This is a genomic window from Arsenophonus endosymbiont of Aleurodicus floccissimus (assembly GCF_900343025.1).
Taxonomy (GTDB): domain Bacteria; phylum Pseudomonadota; class Gammaproteobacteria; order Enterobacterales; family Enterobacteriaceae; genus Arsenophonus.
In genome coordinates this window covers 361,729-379,657 of sequence record NZ_OUND01000003.1, presented here as the reverse complement: position 1 = coordinate 379,657, position 17,929 = coordinate 361,729, and the positions used below count along the sequence as shown (strand labels likewise).

10 protein-coding genes and 8 pseudogenes are annotated in these 17,929 nt (G+C 36.4%); 7 read left to right on the top strand and 11 right to left on the bottom strand.

Going from position 1 to position 17,929, the window contains the following annotated elements; genetic code table 11:
* Positions 1-4: 4 nt before the first annotated feature.
* From cdsA to rpsB, 7 genes and pseudogenes are all read right to left on the bottom strand, one after another.
* Positions 5-859 (bottom strand): phosphatidate cytidylyltransferase, encoded by an 855-nt coding sequence (gene cdsA / locus ARADI_RS12090; RefSeq protein ID WP_238149429.1) that lies wholly within the window; start codon positions 857-859, stop codon positions 5-7.
* Between the two features lie 9 nt (positions 860-868).
* Complete coding sequence (gene uppS / locus ARADI_RS12085) at positions 869-1,624, bottom strand: polyprenyl diphosphate synthase (protein WP_119712196.1); 756 nt, start codon at positions 1,622-1,624, stop codon at positions 869-871.
* Between the two features lie 220 nt (positions 1,625-1,844).
* Entirely contained in the window at positions 1,845-3,047 is a 1,203-nt protein-coding gene (ispC, locus tag ARADI_RS12080; RefSeq protein WP_119712195.1) for a 1-deoxy-D-xylulose-5-phosphate reductoisomerase, read from the bottom strand.
* A gap of 145 nt (positions 3,048-3,192) precedes the next feature.
* Positions 3,193-3,750: a ribosome recycling factor gene (frr, locus tag ARADI_RS12075; protein WP_119712194.1), complete on the bottom strand. Its 558-nt coding sequence runs from the start codon at positions 3,748-3,750 to the stop codon at positions 3,193-3,195.
* Between the two features lie 118 nt (positions 3,751-3,868).
* A pseudogene (gene pyrH, locus ARADI_RS12070) lies at positions 3,869-4,598 on the bottom strand (UMP kinase).
* A 292-nt stretch (positions 4,599-4,890) separates the two neighbouring features.
* A complete protein-coding gene (tsf, locus tag ARADI_RS12065; RefSeq protein ID WP_119712193.1) occupies positions 4,891-5,742 on the bottom strand; it encodes a translation elongation factor Ts in 852 nt (283 codons plus the stop codon).
* A 154-nt stretch (positions 5,743-5,896) separates the two neighbouring features.
* Positions 5,897-6,622: a 30S ribosomal protein S2 gene (rpsB, locus tag ARADI_RS12060; RefSeq protein WP_119712192.1), complete on the bottom strand. Its 726-nt coding sequence runs from the start codon at positions 6,620-6,622 to the stop codon at positions 5,897-5,899.
* 612 nt (positions 6,623-7,234) lie between these two features.
* Here rpsB and map point away from each other — a divergent pair.
* The 4 genes and pseudogenes from map to ARADI_RS12040 form a co-directional block, all read left to right on the top strand.
* Positions 7,235-8,053 carry a type I methionyl aminopeptidase gene (gene map / locus ARADI_RS12055; protein WP_119712191.1) on the top strand — a complete coding sequence of 273 codons (819 nt, stop codon included), beginning with the start codon at positions 7,235-7,237 and terminating at the stop codon, positions 8,051-8,053.
* 115 nt (positions 8,054-8,168) lie between these two features.
* Positions 8,169-10,834 (top strand): annotated as a pseudogene (gene glnD, locus ARADI_RS12050) (bifunctional uridylyltransferase/uridylyl-removing protein GlnD).
* 26 nt (positions 10,835-10,860) lie between these two features.
* Positions 10,861-11,686: pseudogene (dapD, locus tag ARADI_RS12045) on the top strand (2,3,4,5-tetrahydropyridine-2,6-dicarboxylate N-succinyltransferase).
* Positions 11,687-11,785: 99 nt separating this feature from the next.
* Positions 11,786-12,086 (top strand): annotated as a pseudogene (locus tag ARADI_RS12040) (DUF3461 family protein); the annotation flags it as partial.
* A 157-nt stretch (positions 12,087-12,243) separates the two neighbouring features.
* Here ARADI_RS12040 and truC read toward each other — a convergent pair.
* The 4 genes and pseudogenes from truC to syd form a co-directional block, all read right to left on the bottom strand.
* Positions 12,244-13,001: pseudogene (truC, locus tag ARADI_RS12035) on the bottom strand (tRNA pseudouridine(65) synthase TruC).
* A gap of 30 nt (positions 13,002-13,031) precedes the next feature.
* Positions 13,032-13,172 carry a YqcC family protein gene (locus ARADI_RS21145; protein WP_369407019.1) on the bottom strand — a complete coding sequence of 47 codons (141 nt, stop codon included), beginning with the start codon at positions 13,170-13,172 and terminating at the stop codon, positions 13,032-13,034.
* Positions 13,156-13,338 carry a YqcC family protein gene (locus tag ARADI_RS21140; RefSeq protein ID WP_369407018.1) on the bottom strand — a complete coding sequence of 61 codons (183 nt, stop codon included), beginning with the start codon at positions 13,336-13,338 and terminating at the stop codon, positions 13,156-13,158. Before ARADI_RS21140 ends, ARADI_RS21145 begins: the two co-directional genes overlap by 17 nt.
* A gap of 797 nt (positions 13,339-14,135) precedes the next feature.
* Positions 14,136-14,699 (bottom strand): SecY-interacting protein, encoded by a 564-nt coding sequence (gene syd, locus ARADI_RS12025; RefSeq protein WP_119712190.1) that lies wholly within the window; start codon positions 14,697-14,699, stop codon positions 14,136-14,138.
* 251 nt (positions 14,700-14,950) lie between these two features.
* Between syd and queF the strand changes: the two are divergent.
* From queF to xni, 3 pseudogenes are all read left to right on the top strand, one after another.
* Positions 14,951-15,730: pseudogene (queF, locus tag ARADI_RS12020) on the top strand (NADPH-dependent 7-cyano-7-deazaguanine reductase QueF); the annotation flags it as partial.
* A 10-nt stretch (positions 15,731-15,740) separates the two neighbouring features.
* Positions 15,741-17,101 (top strand): annotated as a pseudogene (gene ppnN, locus ARADI_RS12015) (nucleotide 5'-monophosphate nucleosidase PpnN).
* Positions 17,102-17,123: 22 nt separating this feature from the next.
* Positions 17,124-17,882, top strand: a pseudogene (xni, locus tag ARADI_RS12010) (flap endonuclease Xni).
* Positions 17,883-17,929 lie beyond the last annotated feature (47 nt).

Sequence of the window (17,929 nt, the reverse complement as noted above, 5' to 3'; positions counted from 1 at the left end):
AAAACTAAAAAAATAACAATGTCAATCCTGCAAAAACAGGTATAGCCACGGTCAAACTATCGATTCTATCTAATACGCCACCATGTCCTGGAATTAAATGACTACTATTTTTGATGCCAGCCTGACGTTTAAACATACTTTCCGTTAAATCACCAAAAACAGAAATAATTACAACAATAACAGAACAAAATAGTAAATTATTGGATATTAATAAAACAGGAACAAATAAACTAAATAGCCAGGCTATAATACCTGCTGTCAGCATTCCACCGAGCATGCCTTCCAAGGTTTTACCAGGAGAAACCTTCGCGGCCAATTTATGTTTACCAAATAAATGTCCAAAAAAATAAGCGCCGCTATCTGCACTCCAAACTAATAGCATGACATAAAACACCCACCAAGCACCGATAAAATTGCCAATATGATAATCGGCGCTTTTTAACACCAACATGCCACAGTAAAAAGGTAAAATGGTTAAAACACCAAAAAAAATTTTTAATATTACTGACTGAGACCAGAATCGAGCAGAAGTAGGAAAAGTGACAACCAATATTATCGCAACTAACCACCAAACTAACCCAGCCGATAAAATATAAATAATCAAAGGCTCCATTGTTAATTGACTGAGATCCTGAAATGACAATTGTAAACCCAATAAACAAATACCAAATAAAACAGCAGATATAATTCGTTTAATCTGCACTGTCCAGCCAATAAATTGGCTCCATTCCCAAGCAGCTAACGAGCAAATAACAATGATAACATAACCAAACAAGTTAGGAGGTAAGAAAAAAAGTGCCGCGATAACTAATGGAATAAGTATGATAGCTGTAATGATACGAGCATTTAAGTTTAGCAAAAGAGTCCCCTATTCTTCATTGATATCATCAGGCTCAGTGTTACCAAAACGTCGTTCACGCTGATTAAAAGCCACAATTGCACTTTTGAAAGCTTCCTCATCAAAATCCGGCCAGAGCACATCGGTAAAATAAAATTCAGCATAAGCAATCTGCCATAAAAGAAAATTACTGATTCGATATTCTCTCCCAGTTCTAATAACTAAATCAACGGTTGGTTGATCATGCAGACTAATAAATTCATTTACCGTTTCTTCGTTAATATTTTCTGGTAATAATGAACCCGCCTTAATTTTTTCTGCAATAAGTCCCATTGCATGGGCAATATCCCAACGACCACCATAATTAGCGGCAATATTGAGTTGTAATCCGGTATTATTTGCGGTTAAGTCAACCGCGTGTTTGATACGATTTTGTAATTTAGTTTTAAATCGGCTGATATCGCCAATAATCGTTAATTTAACATTATGAATATTTAAATTTTTAACTTCATCATCCAGAAACCAAGTAAAAAGTTCCATCAGAGCACTAACCTCAGTTTCTGGTCGATTCCAATTTTCACTACTAAACGCATAGAGAGTTAAAGACTGAATCTCATTTTCAACAGCAAATTTAACCGCTTTTTGTACCGCTTCTGTTCCTGCTCGATGCCCTTTAATTCTTAACTTTCCATGTTGCTTCGCCCAGCGTCCATTACCATCCATAATAATAGCAACATGCCTCGGAATTCGTTGCTGTGAGCTATCATTATCATACATAAGTTTCATGCCAAAAAAGTTCCTTTACTATAAGCTAACATAACTATTGCGCTTAATTATTTTGGATAATAAAAATAAAATTACTTAAGATGAATCAAAAAATTTCCATATTTACTAATAAGTTAATAGTTAGCTCTTTATTCATTTTTGATATCCTTAACCCATTATAATTTTATAAAAGTTTAATCTGAGATAAATATAGAAACATTTGAGCAGCTAAAATTTTTTATTAATAGTATATTGCTAATGTTTCAATATAATTAATTGCCATTTGACGCGCTTCGCTATCAATCGCTAACACTGCATCAATGCTATCAGGTTCGGCCAAACTTAACCTTTCTACTGTATCCAAATTAACTTGCGCAATATCAGTAAATCGAAGCTTTCCAGCCAAAAATGCAGCAACAGAAACTTCATTCGCAGCATTTAAAATTGTGGTTGATGCTTGCCCATGATGACAAGCATCAATCGCTAATTTCAAACAGGGGTAACGTTGGTAATCTGGAGCAATAAAAGTTAATGAAGATAATTGTTTAAAATCAAGTGCCGCTGCACCTGAAGGGATACGATCTGGATAAGCCATACTATAAGAAATCGGTGTTCTCATATCAGGCGTACCTAATTGAGCGATTACACTTCCATCCTGATAGCATACCATGGAATGAATAACAGATTGTGGATGAATGATAACTTCAATTTGTTCGGCTGAAGCATTAAAAAAATACCGCGCTTCAATATACTCAAGCCCTTTATTCATCATCGTTGCCGAATCAACCGAGATCTTACGCCCCATAGACCAATTAGGGTGATTGGAAGCCTCATTAGGCGTTATGTTCTTAAGAGAAGCGAGCGGAATTTCACGAAAAGGGCCACCCGAGCCAGTTAATACTATGCGCGTTATTCCGTGTTGTTCAAGATTAACAAAACCTAAATTACTCTGAATTTTAGTCGGTAAACTTTGAAATATCGCATTATGCTCACTATCAATAGGCAGCACCTGCGCATCATATTTTTTAATTGCGTCGAAAAACAGTTGCCCACTAGTAATTAATGACTCTTTATTGGCTAATAGAATACGCTTACCTTGACGAATCGCAGCTAATGTTGGCATTAATCCAGCAATTCCGATAATTGCGGACATCACTTGATCAACATTATCAAGCGCCGCTAGTTCACAAACTCCCTTTTGGCCTGCTAAAACTTCAGTTTTACATCCGTGTTTATTTAGTATGCTTCTTAGATTATTGGCTGATTTTTCGTCTGACATAGCAGCATATTGTGGCTGGAATTCTAAGCATTGCTGAACCATAGTAGCCACATTTTTATGTGAAACTAATGCGATAATTTCAAATTTCGCTGGATTTTTTTTGACTACTGATAGTGTCGTTTTACCAATTGAACCCGTCGAGCCTAAAATTGTCAGACGTATCATTGTGATATATATGCTCTACTATTTAATTAAAAAGAATTATTCTTAACTCAGCTATATAGCATAACATAAAATGGAGCAATAAATTTAAAGATATAATAAAGCCATACTTGCTTTTATATAGCTTATGGCTTTATTATAAAAATGTTTAAAATTCCATCAATTCTTTTTCTTTTTGTTCCAGAGCTTCATCAACTTTTTTGATAAAATTATCGGTCAACTTCTGGATTTCATCTTGTGCTCGACGTTCATCATCCTCACCAATTTCTTTATCTTTTAGTAATGCCTTGATTTTATCATTCGCATCACGTCGTGCATTACGAACAGATACACGCCCTTGCTCAGCATCATTACGGACAACTTTAATCAAATCCTTACGTCGTTCTTCCGTCAACGGTGGTAAAGGCACCCTTATTATGGTTCCTGCTGAAGAAGGATTAAGACCCAGATCTGATGCTATAATGGCCTTTTCCACTGCTCGTGCTAACGTACGATCAAAAACAGTAATGGCGAGTGTACGTGAATCCTCAGCGGTAATATTCGCTAACTGACGTAACGGCGTTGCAGCACCATAATATTCAACCATGATACCATCCAATAAACTTGGCGATGCACGGCCGGTACGAACTTTATTGATTTGACTTTTCAATGCTTCGACGCCTTTTTCCATACGCTCTTGAGCATTTTTTTTGATTTCATTAATCACATTTAAACCCTTAGCAACTGGTTATAAATATTTAGGCTATAACCGATAACCCAATTCAATTATTTTAACGATGCTGATAATATCATACCGCCAAAAATCATCCGTGTCTCTCAGGAGATTAATCACACGAGATTAACGTGCCTTCATTTTCACCCATCACAATTCGACGTAACGCACCGGGTTTATTTATGTTAAAAACGCGAATAGGTAAATTATGATCACGAGCCAGCGTAAATGCCGCCAAATCCATCACTTTTAATTCGCGTTCTAATACGTCCTGATACGTTAATTTATTATAAAAAACCACATCTGAACGCTTCGATGGATCAGCAGAATAGACGCCATCAACTTTGGTTGCTTTTAAAACAACATCCGCCTCAATTTCTATCCCTCGTAAACAAGCCGCTGAATCTGTGGTAAAGAAAGGATTTCCCGTTCCGGCCGAGAAAATAACAACTTTGCCATTACGAAGCAAACTAATCGCCTCAGCCCAACTATAATTGTCACACACACCATTTAATGGTATTGCAGACATGAGCCTGGCATTAATATATGCACGATGTAAAGCATCACGCATGGCTAATCCATTCATTACTGTCGCTAGCATTCCCATATGATCACCAACTACACGATTCATCCCAGCATCGGCCAGCCCGGCACGACTGAAAAATATTTGACCCACCAATAACGATACCAACTTGTATCGCTAACTCTACCAGTTCCTTAATTTCTTGTGCCATACGATCTAAAACGCTCGCATCAATACCAAAACCTCCTGAACCTTGTAGAGCTTCGCCACTAAGCTTAAGCAAGATACGTTGATATACTGGTTTTTCATTAGTTTCCATGGTGTTTCATCCTGAGCAGATAAATTATTGAAGGTTTAAAATTCTTAGTTCAAAGTCTGAATGTAAAATACTTGATTAATTACTTTTCTTCATTATTTTAGAAAAAGATAATTTAATCTAAATACTAACCCTAATCTGTTGAATTAAGCATATGCTGAATTAAATAATTTAGTGGCATATTTTACACATAAATTATCATTGATAATGTATTATCAGATAGATAAAAAATAAATTATCGATATTAGATAAAACAGAACCGCCTACTGGCGGCTCTATTTAACAATTGGTATCATTATTTACTCATTGCCGCAACTTCAGCAGCAAAATCAGTTTCTACTTTTTCGATACCTTCACCAACTTCAAAACGGATAAAGTTAGTCACCGTTGCATTTTTCTCTTTTAATAACGTACCAACTGTTTTACTTGGATCCATAACAAATTGTTGGCCAATTAAAGAGATCTCACCGGTAAATTTATTCATGCGGCCAGTTACTATTTTTTCCGCAATTTCACAAGGTTTACCCGATTGCATTGCTATATCTAATTGAATTTGGTGCTCATGAGCGACAACATCGGCTGGTACATCTGCCGGGGTAACATATTCGGGTTTGCTCGCCGCAATATGCATAGCAATATGTTTAATAAGCTCATCATCCGCACCGTTTGCAGACACAAGAACGCCAATACGAGCACCATGTAAATAATAGCCGATTTTTTCACCTTCTAGGATCTCGACTCGGCGAATATTAATATTTTCACCAATTTTAGCAACGATTGCTGTACGTTGTTCTTCAAATTTTGCCTTTAATTCTTCAATATTTGACAATTTATTTGCCACAACGAATTTCAGTACTTCATTACCAAATGCAACAAAACTAGCATCCTTAGCCACAAAATCCGTTTCACAATTCAACTCAAGCAATGCACCAAATTTACCATCGGCAGAAATTTCCGCCATTACTACACCTTCGGCAGCCACTCGACCGGCTTTCTTAGCCGCTTTTGCTTGACCTGATTTACGCATATTATCAATAGCTAATTCAATATTTTCATCAGCTTCAACCAATGCTTTTTTACATTCCATCATACCTGCACCAGTACGTTCGCGCAGTTCTTTTACCAAAGCAGCGGTAATTCCAGACATGTGATTTATTCCTCAATCTATCTGATGGGAAATCATCCCATGCAGACAATTCTCATTCTGATAAGTAAAAAATAGCCAATTAGGCCCCTATAACCAATATATTGTAATACCTGGTCCATAAGTACTCTTCTATACTAACGAAGCGCTGGCCTTATTATTCAATCTCTATCAAGTTTTCTTCTGGTTTAATCGCCTGATCTTGAGAACGACCTTCATGGACAGCTTTCGCAACAGCATCCAGATACAGTTTAACTGCGCGGATCGCATCATCATTACCAGGGATGATATAGTCAACACCATCTGGATCAGAGTTAGTATCAACAACCGCAAATACAGGGATACCTAAGTTGTTTGCTTCTTTTATAGCAATATGCTCATGTTCCGCATCAACAACAAATAAAGCGTCAGGCAAACCGCTCATCTCTTTAATGCCACCCAAACTATTTTCTAACTTGTTAAGTTCACGGGTACGTATCAACGCTTCTTTTTTGGTCAACTTATCAAAAGTACCATCCTGAGATTGTGCTTCTAAATCTTTCAGGCGCTTAATAGACTGACGAACGGTTTTCCAGTTAGTCAGCATACCACCTAACCAACGGTGGTTAACAAAATACTGATCACAACTATTAGCCGCTTCTTTTATTGATTCGCTTGCTGCGCGTTTAGTGCCAACAAACAGAATTTTGCCTTTTCGTGAAGCAATTTTAGTCAATTCAGCTAATGCTTTATTGAACATTGGAACAGTTTTTTCCAAATTAATGATATGCACTTTGTTGCGCGCACCAAAGATGTAAGTTTTCATCTTTGGATTCCAGTAACGAGTTTGGTGACCAAAGTGAACGCCCGCCTGAAGCATATCGCGCATGGAAACAGTTGCCATTTAAACCTCTATCAATTTAGTAAATTGGGGTTATGCCTCCACAGATCCCATTCCCCGACTCATTAGCTGTAGATTTTCCTACATAAGAGCACCCCGGAAAATGTGCCGATCTGTGTGTATTATAACACAGTTAAGTTTATGTTAGAGCTAACTCTATGTTTTTCTACTATTAAAATACACAGAATGCCGGCGCGCTTTATATCATAAAATAACCAAAAACACCAGATATAGTTATATTTTTCTACGCTTAAGTCATTTAGCTGAACTAAAAAAATAACACTGACAATTAGTATTGCTTACTTCAGAAATGAATAATATTCATTTCTGAATAAAATTTACTTTAACAATATTTTATTGCGTGTTATTGCTAACATTATAATTTTTATGTTTTTTTACAGTTCACTAGTGATAATTCAATTTAAAATAACCAAACATTTACTTTTTGGCTATTTTCATATTTTAAAAAAAATTGATATGTTAAGTCGTTAGTTGGCATAACTGCGCTTCGCGCTGCTAACATAACCGTCAACATACAGTATTTATATTTAATCAACATAATTGGCTGATAAGTGCATTTTTACTCATTCAAATCAGCATAAATAGGCAGAATTCATGGCTATCTCAATTAAAACGGAAGAAGATATTCAGAAAATGCGTATTGCCGGACATTTGGCGGCAGAAGTGTTAGAAATTATTGAACCTTACATAAAACCCGGCATTTCCACAGGTGAACTTGATCGCATCTGTCACTCACATATCGTCGAAAAACAGAAAGCTATCCCAGCCTGTTTAAATTATCATAGCTTTCCTAAATCTATCTGTACATCCGTTAATGATGTTATTTGTCATGGTATTCCGAGTAATGAAAAAATATTAAAAAAAGGTGATATCATTAATATCGATGTCACCGTTATTAAAAATGGCTTCCATGGCGACACTTCCAAAATGTTTATTGTAGGCAAACCAACCATTCAAGGCGAACGGTTGTGTAAGGTAACACAGGAAAGCCTTTATCTTGCTTTAAAAATGGTCAAACCTGGTATTCGTTTACGGACGATAGGTCAGGCAATTCAGCAATTTGTTCAACAGCATCATTTTTCTGTCGTGCGCGAATATTGTGGCCATGGTATTGGTCGAGTTTTTCATGAAGAACCTCAAGTATTACATTACGATGCTGATGACGGTGGTGTGATACTGCAAAAAGGCATGACCTTTACTATCGAACCAATGGTAAATACCGGCGATCATCGTATTAGAACAATGAAAGATGGCTGGACAGTAAAAACAAAAGATCGAGGTTGGTCGGCACAATATGAACATACTTTAGCTGTCACCAACGATGGATGTGAAATTTTTACCTTACGGAAAGAAGAAGAACCATTTATTTCGGCTATATTAGTGAATAGATACTTTTCAGATTGGCCTCCATAATTTTGGAGGCTTTTACCTTAATGCTATTGTTTTACTGCTTTTTATTGTCTATTCATACCATTTACTAGTGATCGCATAATCAGATCTCCTCCAGCAATTTCGCGGTTATAATACCATGATGAAAAGTAATCAGCCTGTCCCTCTCATCCTTGCGCTTGATAAATTATCTCAAGAGGATTTTACTTTACCTTTACTAAAACAACAGGTAGAGCGCTTGCAAAAATGGTTAGAACAATCTTTCAAAGAGGGAGTTACCGCCGCTGAACTTATTGCCGTCCGTAGCAATTATCTTGATAAGTTGCTCTAGCGTCTTTAGCAAATTAATCGTTTCGAACTAATTCCCCAATTATCATTAATTGCCGTGGGTGGTTATGGCCGACAAGAATTACATCCACTTTCAGATGTAGATTTATTAATTTTAAGTCAATATCCTTTAGCTACCGCTATCACCACTAAGATTGGTCAATTTATTACTCTACTATGGGACTTAGGTTTTCAAGTTGGCAATAGTGTGCACACATTAGAAGAGTGTTTACAGGCAGGACAAACAGATCTATCTACCGCAACCAATCTATTTGAATCAAGGTTAATTTGTGGTGATTAAGTTCTGTTTCTATCATTACAGTAAGCGATATATAGCGATAACTTTTGGCCGTCTGATAAATTTTTTGCTGCCAAACGTAGTGAACAACAGTTGCGCCACCAACGTTATCATAGTACTAGTTACAACCTTGAGCCAGATATCAAAAGTAGTCCCGGCGGTTTACGCAATATTCACATACTGTTATGGGTCGCACGCCGACATTTTAGTATAACCACCATTGAGCAGACAGTTCATTTCGACTTTCTAAGCCAAACAGAATATCGAGGAATTAAAAACATATTTAAATTTTTTGCTTCGTATTCGATTTGCGCTGTATTTAATGATAAAATGTTATAATAATCGCCTACTATTTGAACATCAATTAAATGTTGCCCGCTTACTTGGTTATCAAGGTAAAGACAATCAGCCCGTTGAGCAAATGATGACAGACTATTATCGTGTCACACGACGTGTACGAGAACTAAATAGCATGCTACTACAACTGTTTGATGAAGCCATCCTTAGCGAAAAAAAACCTAGCCGCGCCACATAAACTTGATAATCAATTTCAACTTAGAGGAGATCTCATCGATCTGATTGATAGCACTCTTTTCGATCGTCAACCCGCAGCCATATTGCAGCTATTTTATCAAATGGCCGAACAGGAAAATATTCTAGGGATATACTCAGCTACACTGCGTCAATTGCGTTTTGCTTGCCAAAAACTGACTAAACCTCTGTGTGAAATTCCAATTGCTCGTGAAATTTTTATTATTACTTTGCGCCACCCCAGAGCGGTAAAAGGTGCCATTGAGCCCATGCACTTACACGATGTACTTAGTGCTTATACGCCAGTTTGGCAAAATATTGTTGGCCAAATGCAATTTGATCTTTTTCATACTTACACCGTCGATGAATATACTATTGGCATATTACAAAAACTTGATCAATTTGCTGATCAAAATAATAGTCACCAACATCCTTTGTGCGTTACCATTTATACCAAGCTTGCTCAACCTGAAATTTTACGGCTGGCAGCTATGTTCCATGATATCGCTAAAGGTAGAAAGGGTGATCACTCTGAACTGGGTGCGAAAGATGCAAAGCAATTTGCCCTAGCACACAGCCTATCTGAACATGATTCATCCTTAATTGCCTGGCTTGTGCGTCAACATCTTTTGATGTCAGTGACCGCCCAACGGCGTGATATTCAAGATCCGATTGTTATTAAACAATTTGCCAGTGAAGTGAAATCAATAAACCGGCTGGATTATCTTTTTTGTCTGACTGTTGCAGATATATGTGCAACCAATAATAACTTATGGAATAGCTGGAAACAGAGTCTATTAAAAGAGCTGTATCTATTAACTAAAAATCAATTAAATCAAGATACGCAAACAATACTCACTTTACGTCAACGGATCCAATCTAATCGGTTGCAAGCGTTAACCTAGCTAGGCGAGAAAAATATTGATCAAGGTGAGCTGAAAAAATTATGGTCACGCTGCTATGCTGATTATTTTTTACGCCATACTCCCCAGCAACTTGCCTGGCACGCTAGTGCTTTATTAAAACACAAATTAAATGAACCATTAATACTAATCAGTACAGTATCTGTGCATGGTGGTACTGAAATTTTTATCTAGTGTCCAGATCGACCATCTCTATTTGCTGCGGTTGCTGGAGAACTTGATAGACGAAATCTTAATATCCATAGCGCCCAAATATTTACTAACAAAGATAATATGACGATGGATACTTTTGTGGTATTAGATCCTAAAGGACAACCGTTAGCCCATGATCGCTATGAAAATATTCACCAAGCCTTACTAAAAGTTATTAAGACCCCAAATAGCAAAACCTTGAAAACACGTAACGCCCATTATAGATTTCGCCATTTTAATGTACCAATTAAAGTGCATTTTTTACCCAATTTTAATGGTAGGCGGACTTATATGGAGCTTGTAGCCCTCGATCAACCCGGATTATTGGCACAGATCGGTAATATATTTACTGAAATGGCCGTGCTCTTACACGGAGCTAGGATCACAACGATTGGAGAAAGAGTTGAGGATTTGTTTGTACTTACTGATCAAAATAACTAGGTACTCGATCAAAATAGACAACATCAACTGGCAGAAAAATTGACCCAAGCCCTGACTGCAATAGATAAAGAAAATAGTAAATATGTTAAATAATTACAACCCAGAGGATGAGTAATTTTATGGAGCAACTTAAACCCATTATTGAAAATGCTTTTGAACAGCGCGCAAAAATCACACCCGCGACGACCAATATTCAACTAAGTGATGCAATCAATCAGGTGATCACTCAACTTGACAAAGGCCAGTTAAGAGTCGCTGAAAAGATAGATGGACAATGGACAAACACATCAATGGCTTAAAAAAGCGGTGCTACTCTCTTTTCGTATCAATGATAATCGATTAATCGAAGGTGCAGAAAGCCGCTATTTTGACAAAGTAGCCATGAAATTTGCTGAGTATGATCATGCTCGTTTTCAACAAGAAGGATTTAGAGTTGTTCCACCAGCAACGGTACGAAAAGGTGCGTTTATCGCCCGAAATACCGTTTTAATGCCATCTTATGTTAATATGGGTGCCTATATTGACGAAGGATCGATGATAGATACCTGGGCAACAGTTGGCTCTTGTGCTCAAATTGGTAAAAATGTTCACTTATCCGGTGGTGTTGGCATTGGTGGTGTGTTAGAACCCTTACAAGCTAATCCAACTATTATCGAAGATAACTGTTTTATTGGTGCTCGCTCTGAAATTGTTGAAGGGGTCATTGTTGAAGAAGGCTCGGTTATCTCAATGGGCGTCTATATTGGCCAAAGCACCAAAATTTATGATAGAGAAAGCGGTGAAATTCTCTATGGCCGAATTCCAGCCGGCTCTGTCGTCGGCGCGGGTAATTTACTGGCCAAAAATGGCAACTACAGCCTATATTGCGCGGTTATTGTCAAAAAAGTCAATGACAAGACTAGAAAGAAAGTTGGCATTAATGAGTTACTAAGAAAAATAGACTAAAATTTATCATAGCGGATTATCAATTGAATATCCGCTTAGCCTTATTATTATGCTAATCTGTAACAATTGTTAGATAACCTTATTCCGTTAGATATTAATATGTATGATAACTTAAAAATCTTAGGGATCACTCAACCTGAAGATATCGATCACTACACCCTTCGCCAAGAAGCACATCATGACATTCTAAAGATTTATTTTCGCAAAGATAAAGATGAACACTATGCTAAAAGTGTAAAATTCAAATATCCGCTGCAACGAAAGCTGGTTAACCTAGATAATAATCTCAAAGAAATCAATGAAATTAATCTCCACCTACGGGATGTTAAACCAAATTTGTCAACACGACCAAACCAACCGTGATTTAAAAAATAAAATATTAAATGATTTGTGCCATTTATAATCTGTCGTAATAAGCAAAATTGAGGAAATTAAATCAGATTTAAAAAAACTCTCCTGAATAACTCACTGCTGCGTATTTATGCTAATGCTAACTGGCGTTAGGCCAAATTTGTATTTTAAGCAGATAAACTCGTATAACCGTTTAACATTATAATTCATACTATCGATAAATGTTGACGCTCGAGTTCAGGCACAATACCTAACCAACTAAACTGTGATAGCAAATGCATCCAAGCATCATCCCACTTTGCAATCAGCTGCAATTTATCGCCTGTCATTGGATGCTTAAAAGATAAATAACTCACATGTAACATCAACCGACTGCTGGCAAAATGGTGTGAAATACCGCGATTCTGACGCAGATCACCATGGGTAGTATCACCAATTATGGGGTAACGGATATATGCCATATGACGTCTTACTTAATTGATGCTTGCCGCCGGTTATTGGTCTTAGAGCTAGCAAAGAAAAACGTGAAGTAGGATAACGACCTATCTCGATCGGAGATTCAACCTTAGCCAACGGTGAATAATGACTAATGCTCGGTTGAGGTTGACTTATTTTGCTGGCGTATTTATAAGCAATCTTATCTTTTTCCTCCGTTAGTGCATAATTAATAATATCAGCTTGATTAACATAGCCTCGCACAATCGCATGATACTTTTTTTATTGTATGGTGTTCAAATTGCTGCGCTAAAAGACAAGCAATTTCACTCGAAAGCGCCATCAATAACGCCCCTGAAGTCGGTTTATCTAAACGATGAACAGAAAATACATGCTGACCAATTTGGTCACGCACTGTTTGCATAACAAAACGAGTTTCATGACGATCTAGCCAACTACGATGTACAAGCCATCCAGCAGGCTTATTTATTGCAATCAAATGTTGATCCTGATAAAGCACTTCAAGCATTTGTTGAGTTACCTTGTAAAAAAATTTCATCTAACACACGTAAATATTCAAATAATTGGCAATAGCGAGACTTTCTCGTTCTTCTTGATAGATTTCTTCAAAATAGGGAGTAATAGCGAATGCATTTGGTAAATCAATATGTTGTTCAATAAACTTATATAATTTTGGCAATAGTACCCCATTGCAACCATTCGTGTGCCGCCATAGTGTCTACAGCAAAAGGCAAATCACTAGCAAAAGCTTCCTCTGGCGGTGGTGTATTACTCCAAAGATTAAGGTTTTTCATTTCAACTTCAATGAGACGAAGTTTTTCAACAACGATAAGATTAATATTCATTTCCTACACTAGTATCATAAGTAAAAACAAATGAATCATAACATTATTAGTTATCAAACAAAAAAAAACAGCGCGTGATACTAATTTCATTACTCATTAGTAAATCTATATAAAATATCCAATCTATCTAAATTATAATCATTTAAATAGACTTACTAATTATCCAAAATATCAATGACTTATATGGTTATATTACTATCCGCGACTGCAGCTAAAAACAATTTTTTGCAAAGCCATGTAGCCATAAAAAAAAACCAGTCTATAAAATCGACTGGTTATATAATATGTAACGCTATTAAATAGAATATTTATGCATCCTGCATTATCAGCTTCCTGCTAAATGTATCTTCCTACTATTTACGAGGTAGTAATTTGTAAGCACTAATACTTATCATTCGTTATCCCTAACACTACCTTTCTTATTCCTCTATATTATTAAACATTTAATAATTTCAAATTTAAAAAATAAACTAACATTCACCATTTATTATTAGTAACAATGACTGAATTTACTCTGCACAATAAATGCCCGTTAAATCATTTCCACTTCTTGTTTCGATTTATGGCACATTTGATAAATGCTAACTTATCGGCGGGCATAAGAATGTCGGCTTTATCTGAGGAACACAAGAATAGAAAAAATAGTTTTTAATCATTTTTCCGATAATAACAGAATATTTTTTTATCCTACTGAAATAAAAAATATTTCATCTCGCTTCATCGTTTAAAAAGCAATAAACGCATATATAACTTACATAATTTGTAAGTTATATCTCACAAAAAAATAAGTAAATATCTTAATCACATTGCTTTTTAATTATAGGAGTAAGTTGTTGTAAAAATTCAATCAGACTACCCGCTAAGACGCTACGTGTTGTTTGACCTAATGTTTCTAATATAACTTGGCCAGTAATATTATCTACGGAAATAATTTCAAATTCCGAATCTAAACTTGCAATAAAGAGAGTTGGTGTCAGTCTACGTCTTTTTTGCGTAATTAAATGCCCAATTAAGTTCTCTTGTAAACGAGTAAAATCGGTCATATTCCATACTTGAATTAAATCAAGTTGTTGTTCTTGAAATTTTACTCGCATATCAGCGGCTAATTGTGTTGTATAAAATTGGTGAATATTAGGATAAAAATGGATGTCTAACGCTTTTTCAACAGATTCTAACTTTTCATTTGGCATCGGAAACGGTTTAGGTAACCAATAAACGACATCATCTTTGCTATATTCAATGCAAGGCGAAGGAATACTGTAAAAAGTATCACTCGCCGGTAAATCACCCGTCTGCTGTTGCCAATAAGCAATATAAGGCCGTGTGAGTTCCGTTAATACCTGAGAAATCGTTACTTCCATGGTCAATTATTCTTATTGGTGACTAATTATAGGAATAAATCATTCTAATATATAAAAGTATCATTAGGTATTATTATCTATCTGCGCAATTTGTTGTTAAGCTATACATTAAATAACAAACTTACTCTAATATATTAATTATGCTAGCAACTATCTTACTGATTTTCTATTTTAGGAAGGAACTCCATGCCACTTGATCAAGATAATGGTGAGCTAACACCTAACGCTCGGAAAAAAAAACCGAATATTAAGATAACTATGCACCTCATCTACTACAAGCAGTTCTCGTCGTCTAAATCGACAACCTTTCGGGTTATCATCAGACAGATTACCCTTTCATGGTGCAGATATTTGAACACTCCATGAGCTTTCGTGGCTAAACAGTCGAGGAGTTCCTCAAGTGGCTATCGGCCATGTTACCATTAATGCTAATAGCATAAATCTGATTCAATCTAAAAGTTTTAAACTCTATCTAAACAGTTTCAATCAAACCCAATTTATTAGCTGGCAAGAAGTTGAAAAACAACTAACCCAAGATTTGACTGCATGCGCTGCAGGAGAAGTGACAGTAAAATTACAGCCACTCACCATGTTCGCTAATCAAACTATTCATAATCTGTCTAGTAAATGTATTGATGAGCAAGAGATAGAAATTACTGATTATGAATTTAATCCTGATTATCTTAACAATGCAACCGCCAATATAAAGGTAGAGGAAATATTAGTTAGCCATCTGCTAAAATCTCATTGCTTAATTACTAATCAACCTGACTGGGGTTCAATACAAATTCATTATTGTGGCGCTAAAATTGATATAGAAAAACTACTCCGTTATTTAGTCTCTTTCAGACACTATAACGAATTTCATGAACAATGTATCGAGCGTATTTTCAATGATATTCTTCAGCTATGTCGACCCGATAAGTTAAGTGTTTATGCCCGTTATACACGTCGGGGCCGGGTTGGATATCAATCCTTGGCGTAGTAATGAGAATTTTCAGCCAACAATGATGCGATTAGCACGGCAGTAAGGAGTTTAAATTGATAACACATGTCAGCACGTTAGGCTCAATGGATCTATTATCTCAAATTGAAATTAGTATCCTTAAACGTACTGCCAGTAGCGATCTATATCAGCTATTTAGAAACTGCTCCTTAGCTGTACTTAACTCAGGTAGCAAGACATATAATAGTAAAGAATTAATCGCTAAATATCCCAATTTTGATATCAATGTTCTACAACGTGAACACGGTGTCAAACTGGAATTAATTAACCCGCCTGAAAAAGCTTTTGTAGATGGCAGAATTATCCGTTCACTACAAACAAACTTATTTTCTGTGTTAAGAGATATTCTTTTTGTTCATACCCAGATTATTTCAGTAGAAAAACTACTGGCATTAAGTCTGCATGATAGCATTAGTATCACTAATATTATTTTTACCATTCTGCGTAATGCCCGAACACTACATCTCAATGAAGATCCGAATACTATTGTTTGCTGGGGAGGCCATTTAATAAATGAAATTGAATATCTTTATGTCCGCAAGGTTGGAAACGAATTAGGATTACGTGAATTAAATATTTGCACTGGCTGTGGCCCTGGCGTAATGGAAGCGCCGATGAAAGGTGCCGCAGTAGGCCATGCACAACAGCGTTATAAAAATGGCCGCTTTTCTTGGTTTAACTGAACCTTCCATTATTGCTACTGAGCCACCTAACTCTCTGGTTAATGAGCTTGTTATCATGCATGATATTGAAAAACGCCTTGAGGCATTTGTTCGGGTTGCTCATGGTATCATTATCTTTCCTGGCGGTGCTGGTACTACAGAGGAACTACTTTATTTATTGTGCATTTTAATGTATCCTGCCAATAATCATCAGGCATTACCATTAATTTTAACTGGCCCAAAAGAGAGCCAAGCTTATTTTGACACCCTCGACGATTTCATTAAGCATGCCTCTGGCGAATAGGCCTGTAATTATTATTGATGATCCAAAAGCTGTAGCGCGTGAAATAAAAAAACAGATGCCACAAGTCAAAGAAAATCTCCTCAATACTGGTGATGTCTATAGCTTTAATTGGTCAATAAAAGTTAATTCAGAATTACAAAAACCCTTTACACCAACCCATGATAATATGGCAAAACTTAATCTATTTTGTAATCCAAAGCAGCCGGAAAAATTGGCCGCTAACTTACGACGAGCCTTTTCGACTATTGTTGCCGGTAATGTGAAAGAAGTGGGTATGAAAGAAATTGAAAAGCATGGCCCCTATAAACTTCATGGTGATACCAAAATTATGGCTCATATGGATACATTATTACGAGGGTTTGTTAGTCAACATAGAATAAAACTACCTAGCAAGACAGCTTATATACCCTGCTATGAAATTATTAAATAACTGACAAGACTATGCACATAAAATTATGATCCACTTACTTATTGTTGATGCTTTAAATCTAATCAGACGAATTAATGCTGTTCAAGGAACCCCTTGCGAACAAGCTTGCGTTTCAACTCTCCGCCAGCTAATTAACCATACTTCGCCCACCCACGCTGCGGCAATATTCGATAGTAAAGAACATCAGACAAATAACTGGCGGCAACAACTTTTACCTCAATACAAAGCTGGCAGACAAGCAATGCTAGATGATCTTTATCACGAAATGAAAAACCTTGAAATTGCATTTAAGGCGCAAGGATTAGCTTGTTGGCATGCCATTAAAAATGAAGCTGACGATCTGGCGGCAACGTTAGCAATTAAAGTGGCTACCGCTGGCTATCGTGTTACCATCATTTCAACAGATAAAGGCTATTGGCAGCTACTTTCATCATCGATCTATATTCGTGATTATTTTCAAAAACGTTGACTTGATTTATCCTTTGTTAATAAAGAGTTTGGGGTTAAACCTGAACAGCTACAGGATTATTGGGGACTAACTGGCATAAATAGTAGTAAAATCCCTGGCATAACCGGCATTGGCCCTAAAACCGCAGCAACTTTACTTCAGCAATATTCTACCTTAGAGGCCATTTTTGCTAATATCCATTCCTTACCCGAAAAATGGCGTAAACGGATTGAACCGGCGCAAAAAATAGCCTTTATTAGCCGACAGGTTGCCTCTCTCAAAACCGATCTACAGTTAAATGGAAATTTACAACAACTCAGATTTACTCCATAACACAATAAAAATAAAAACTTTATTGTTAATCACTGCTCTTCTAATCC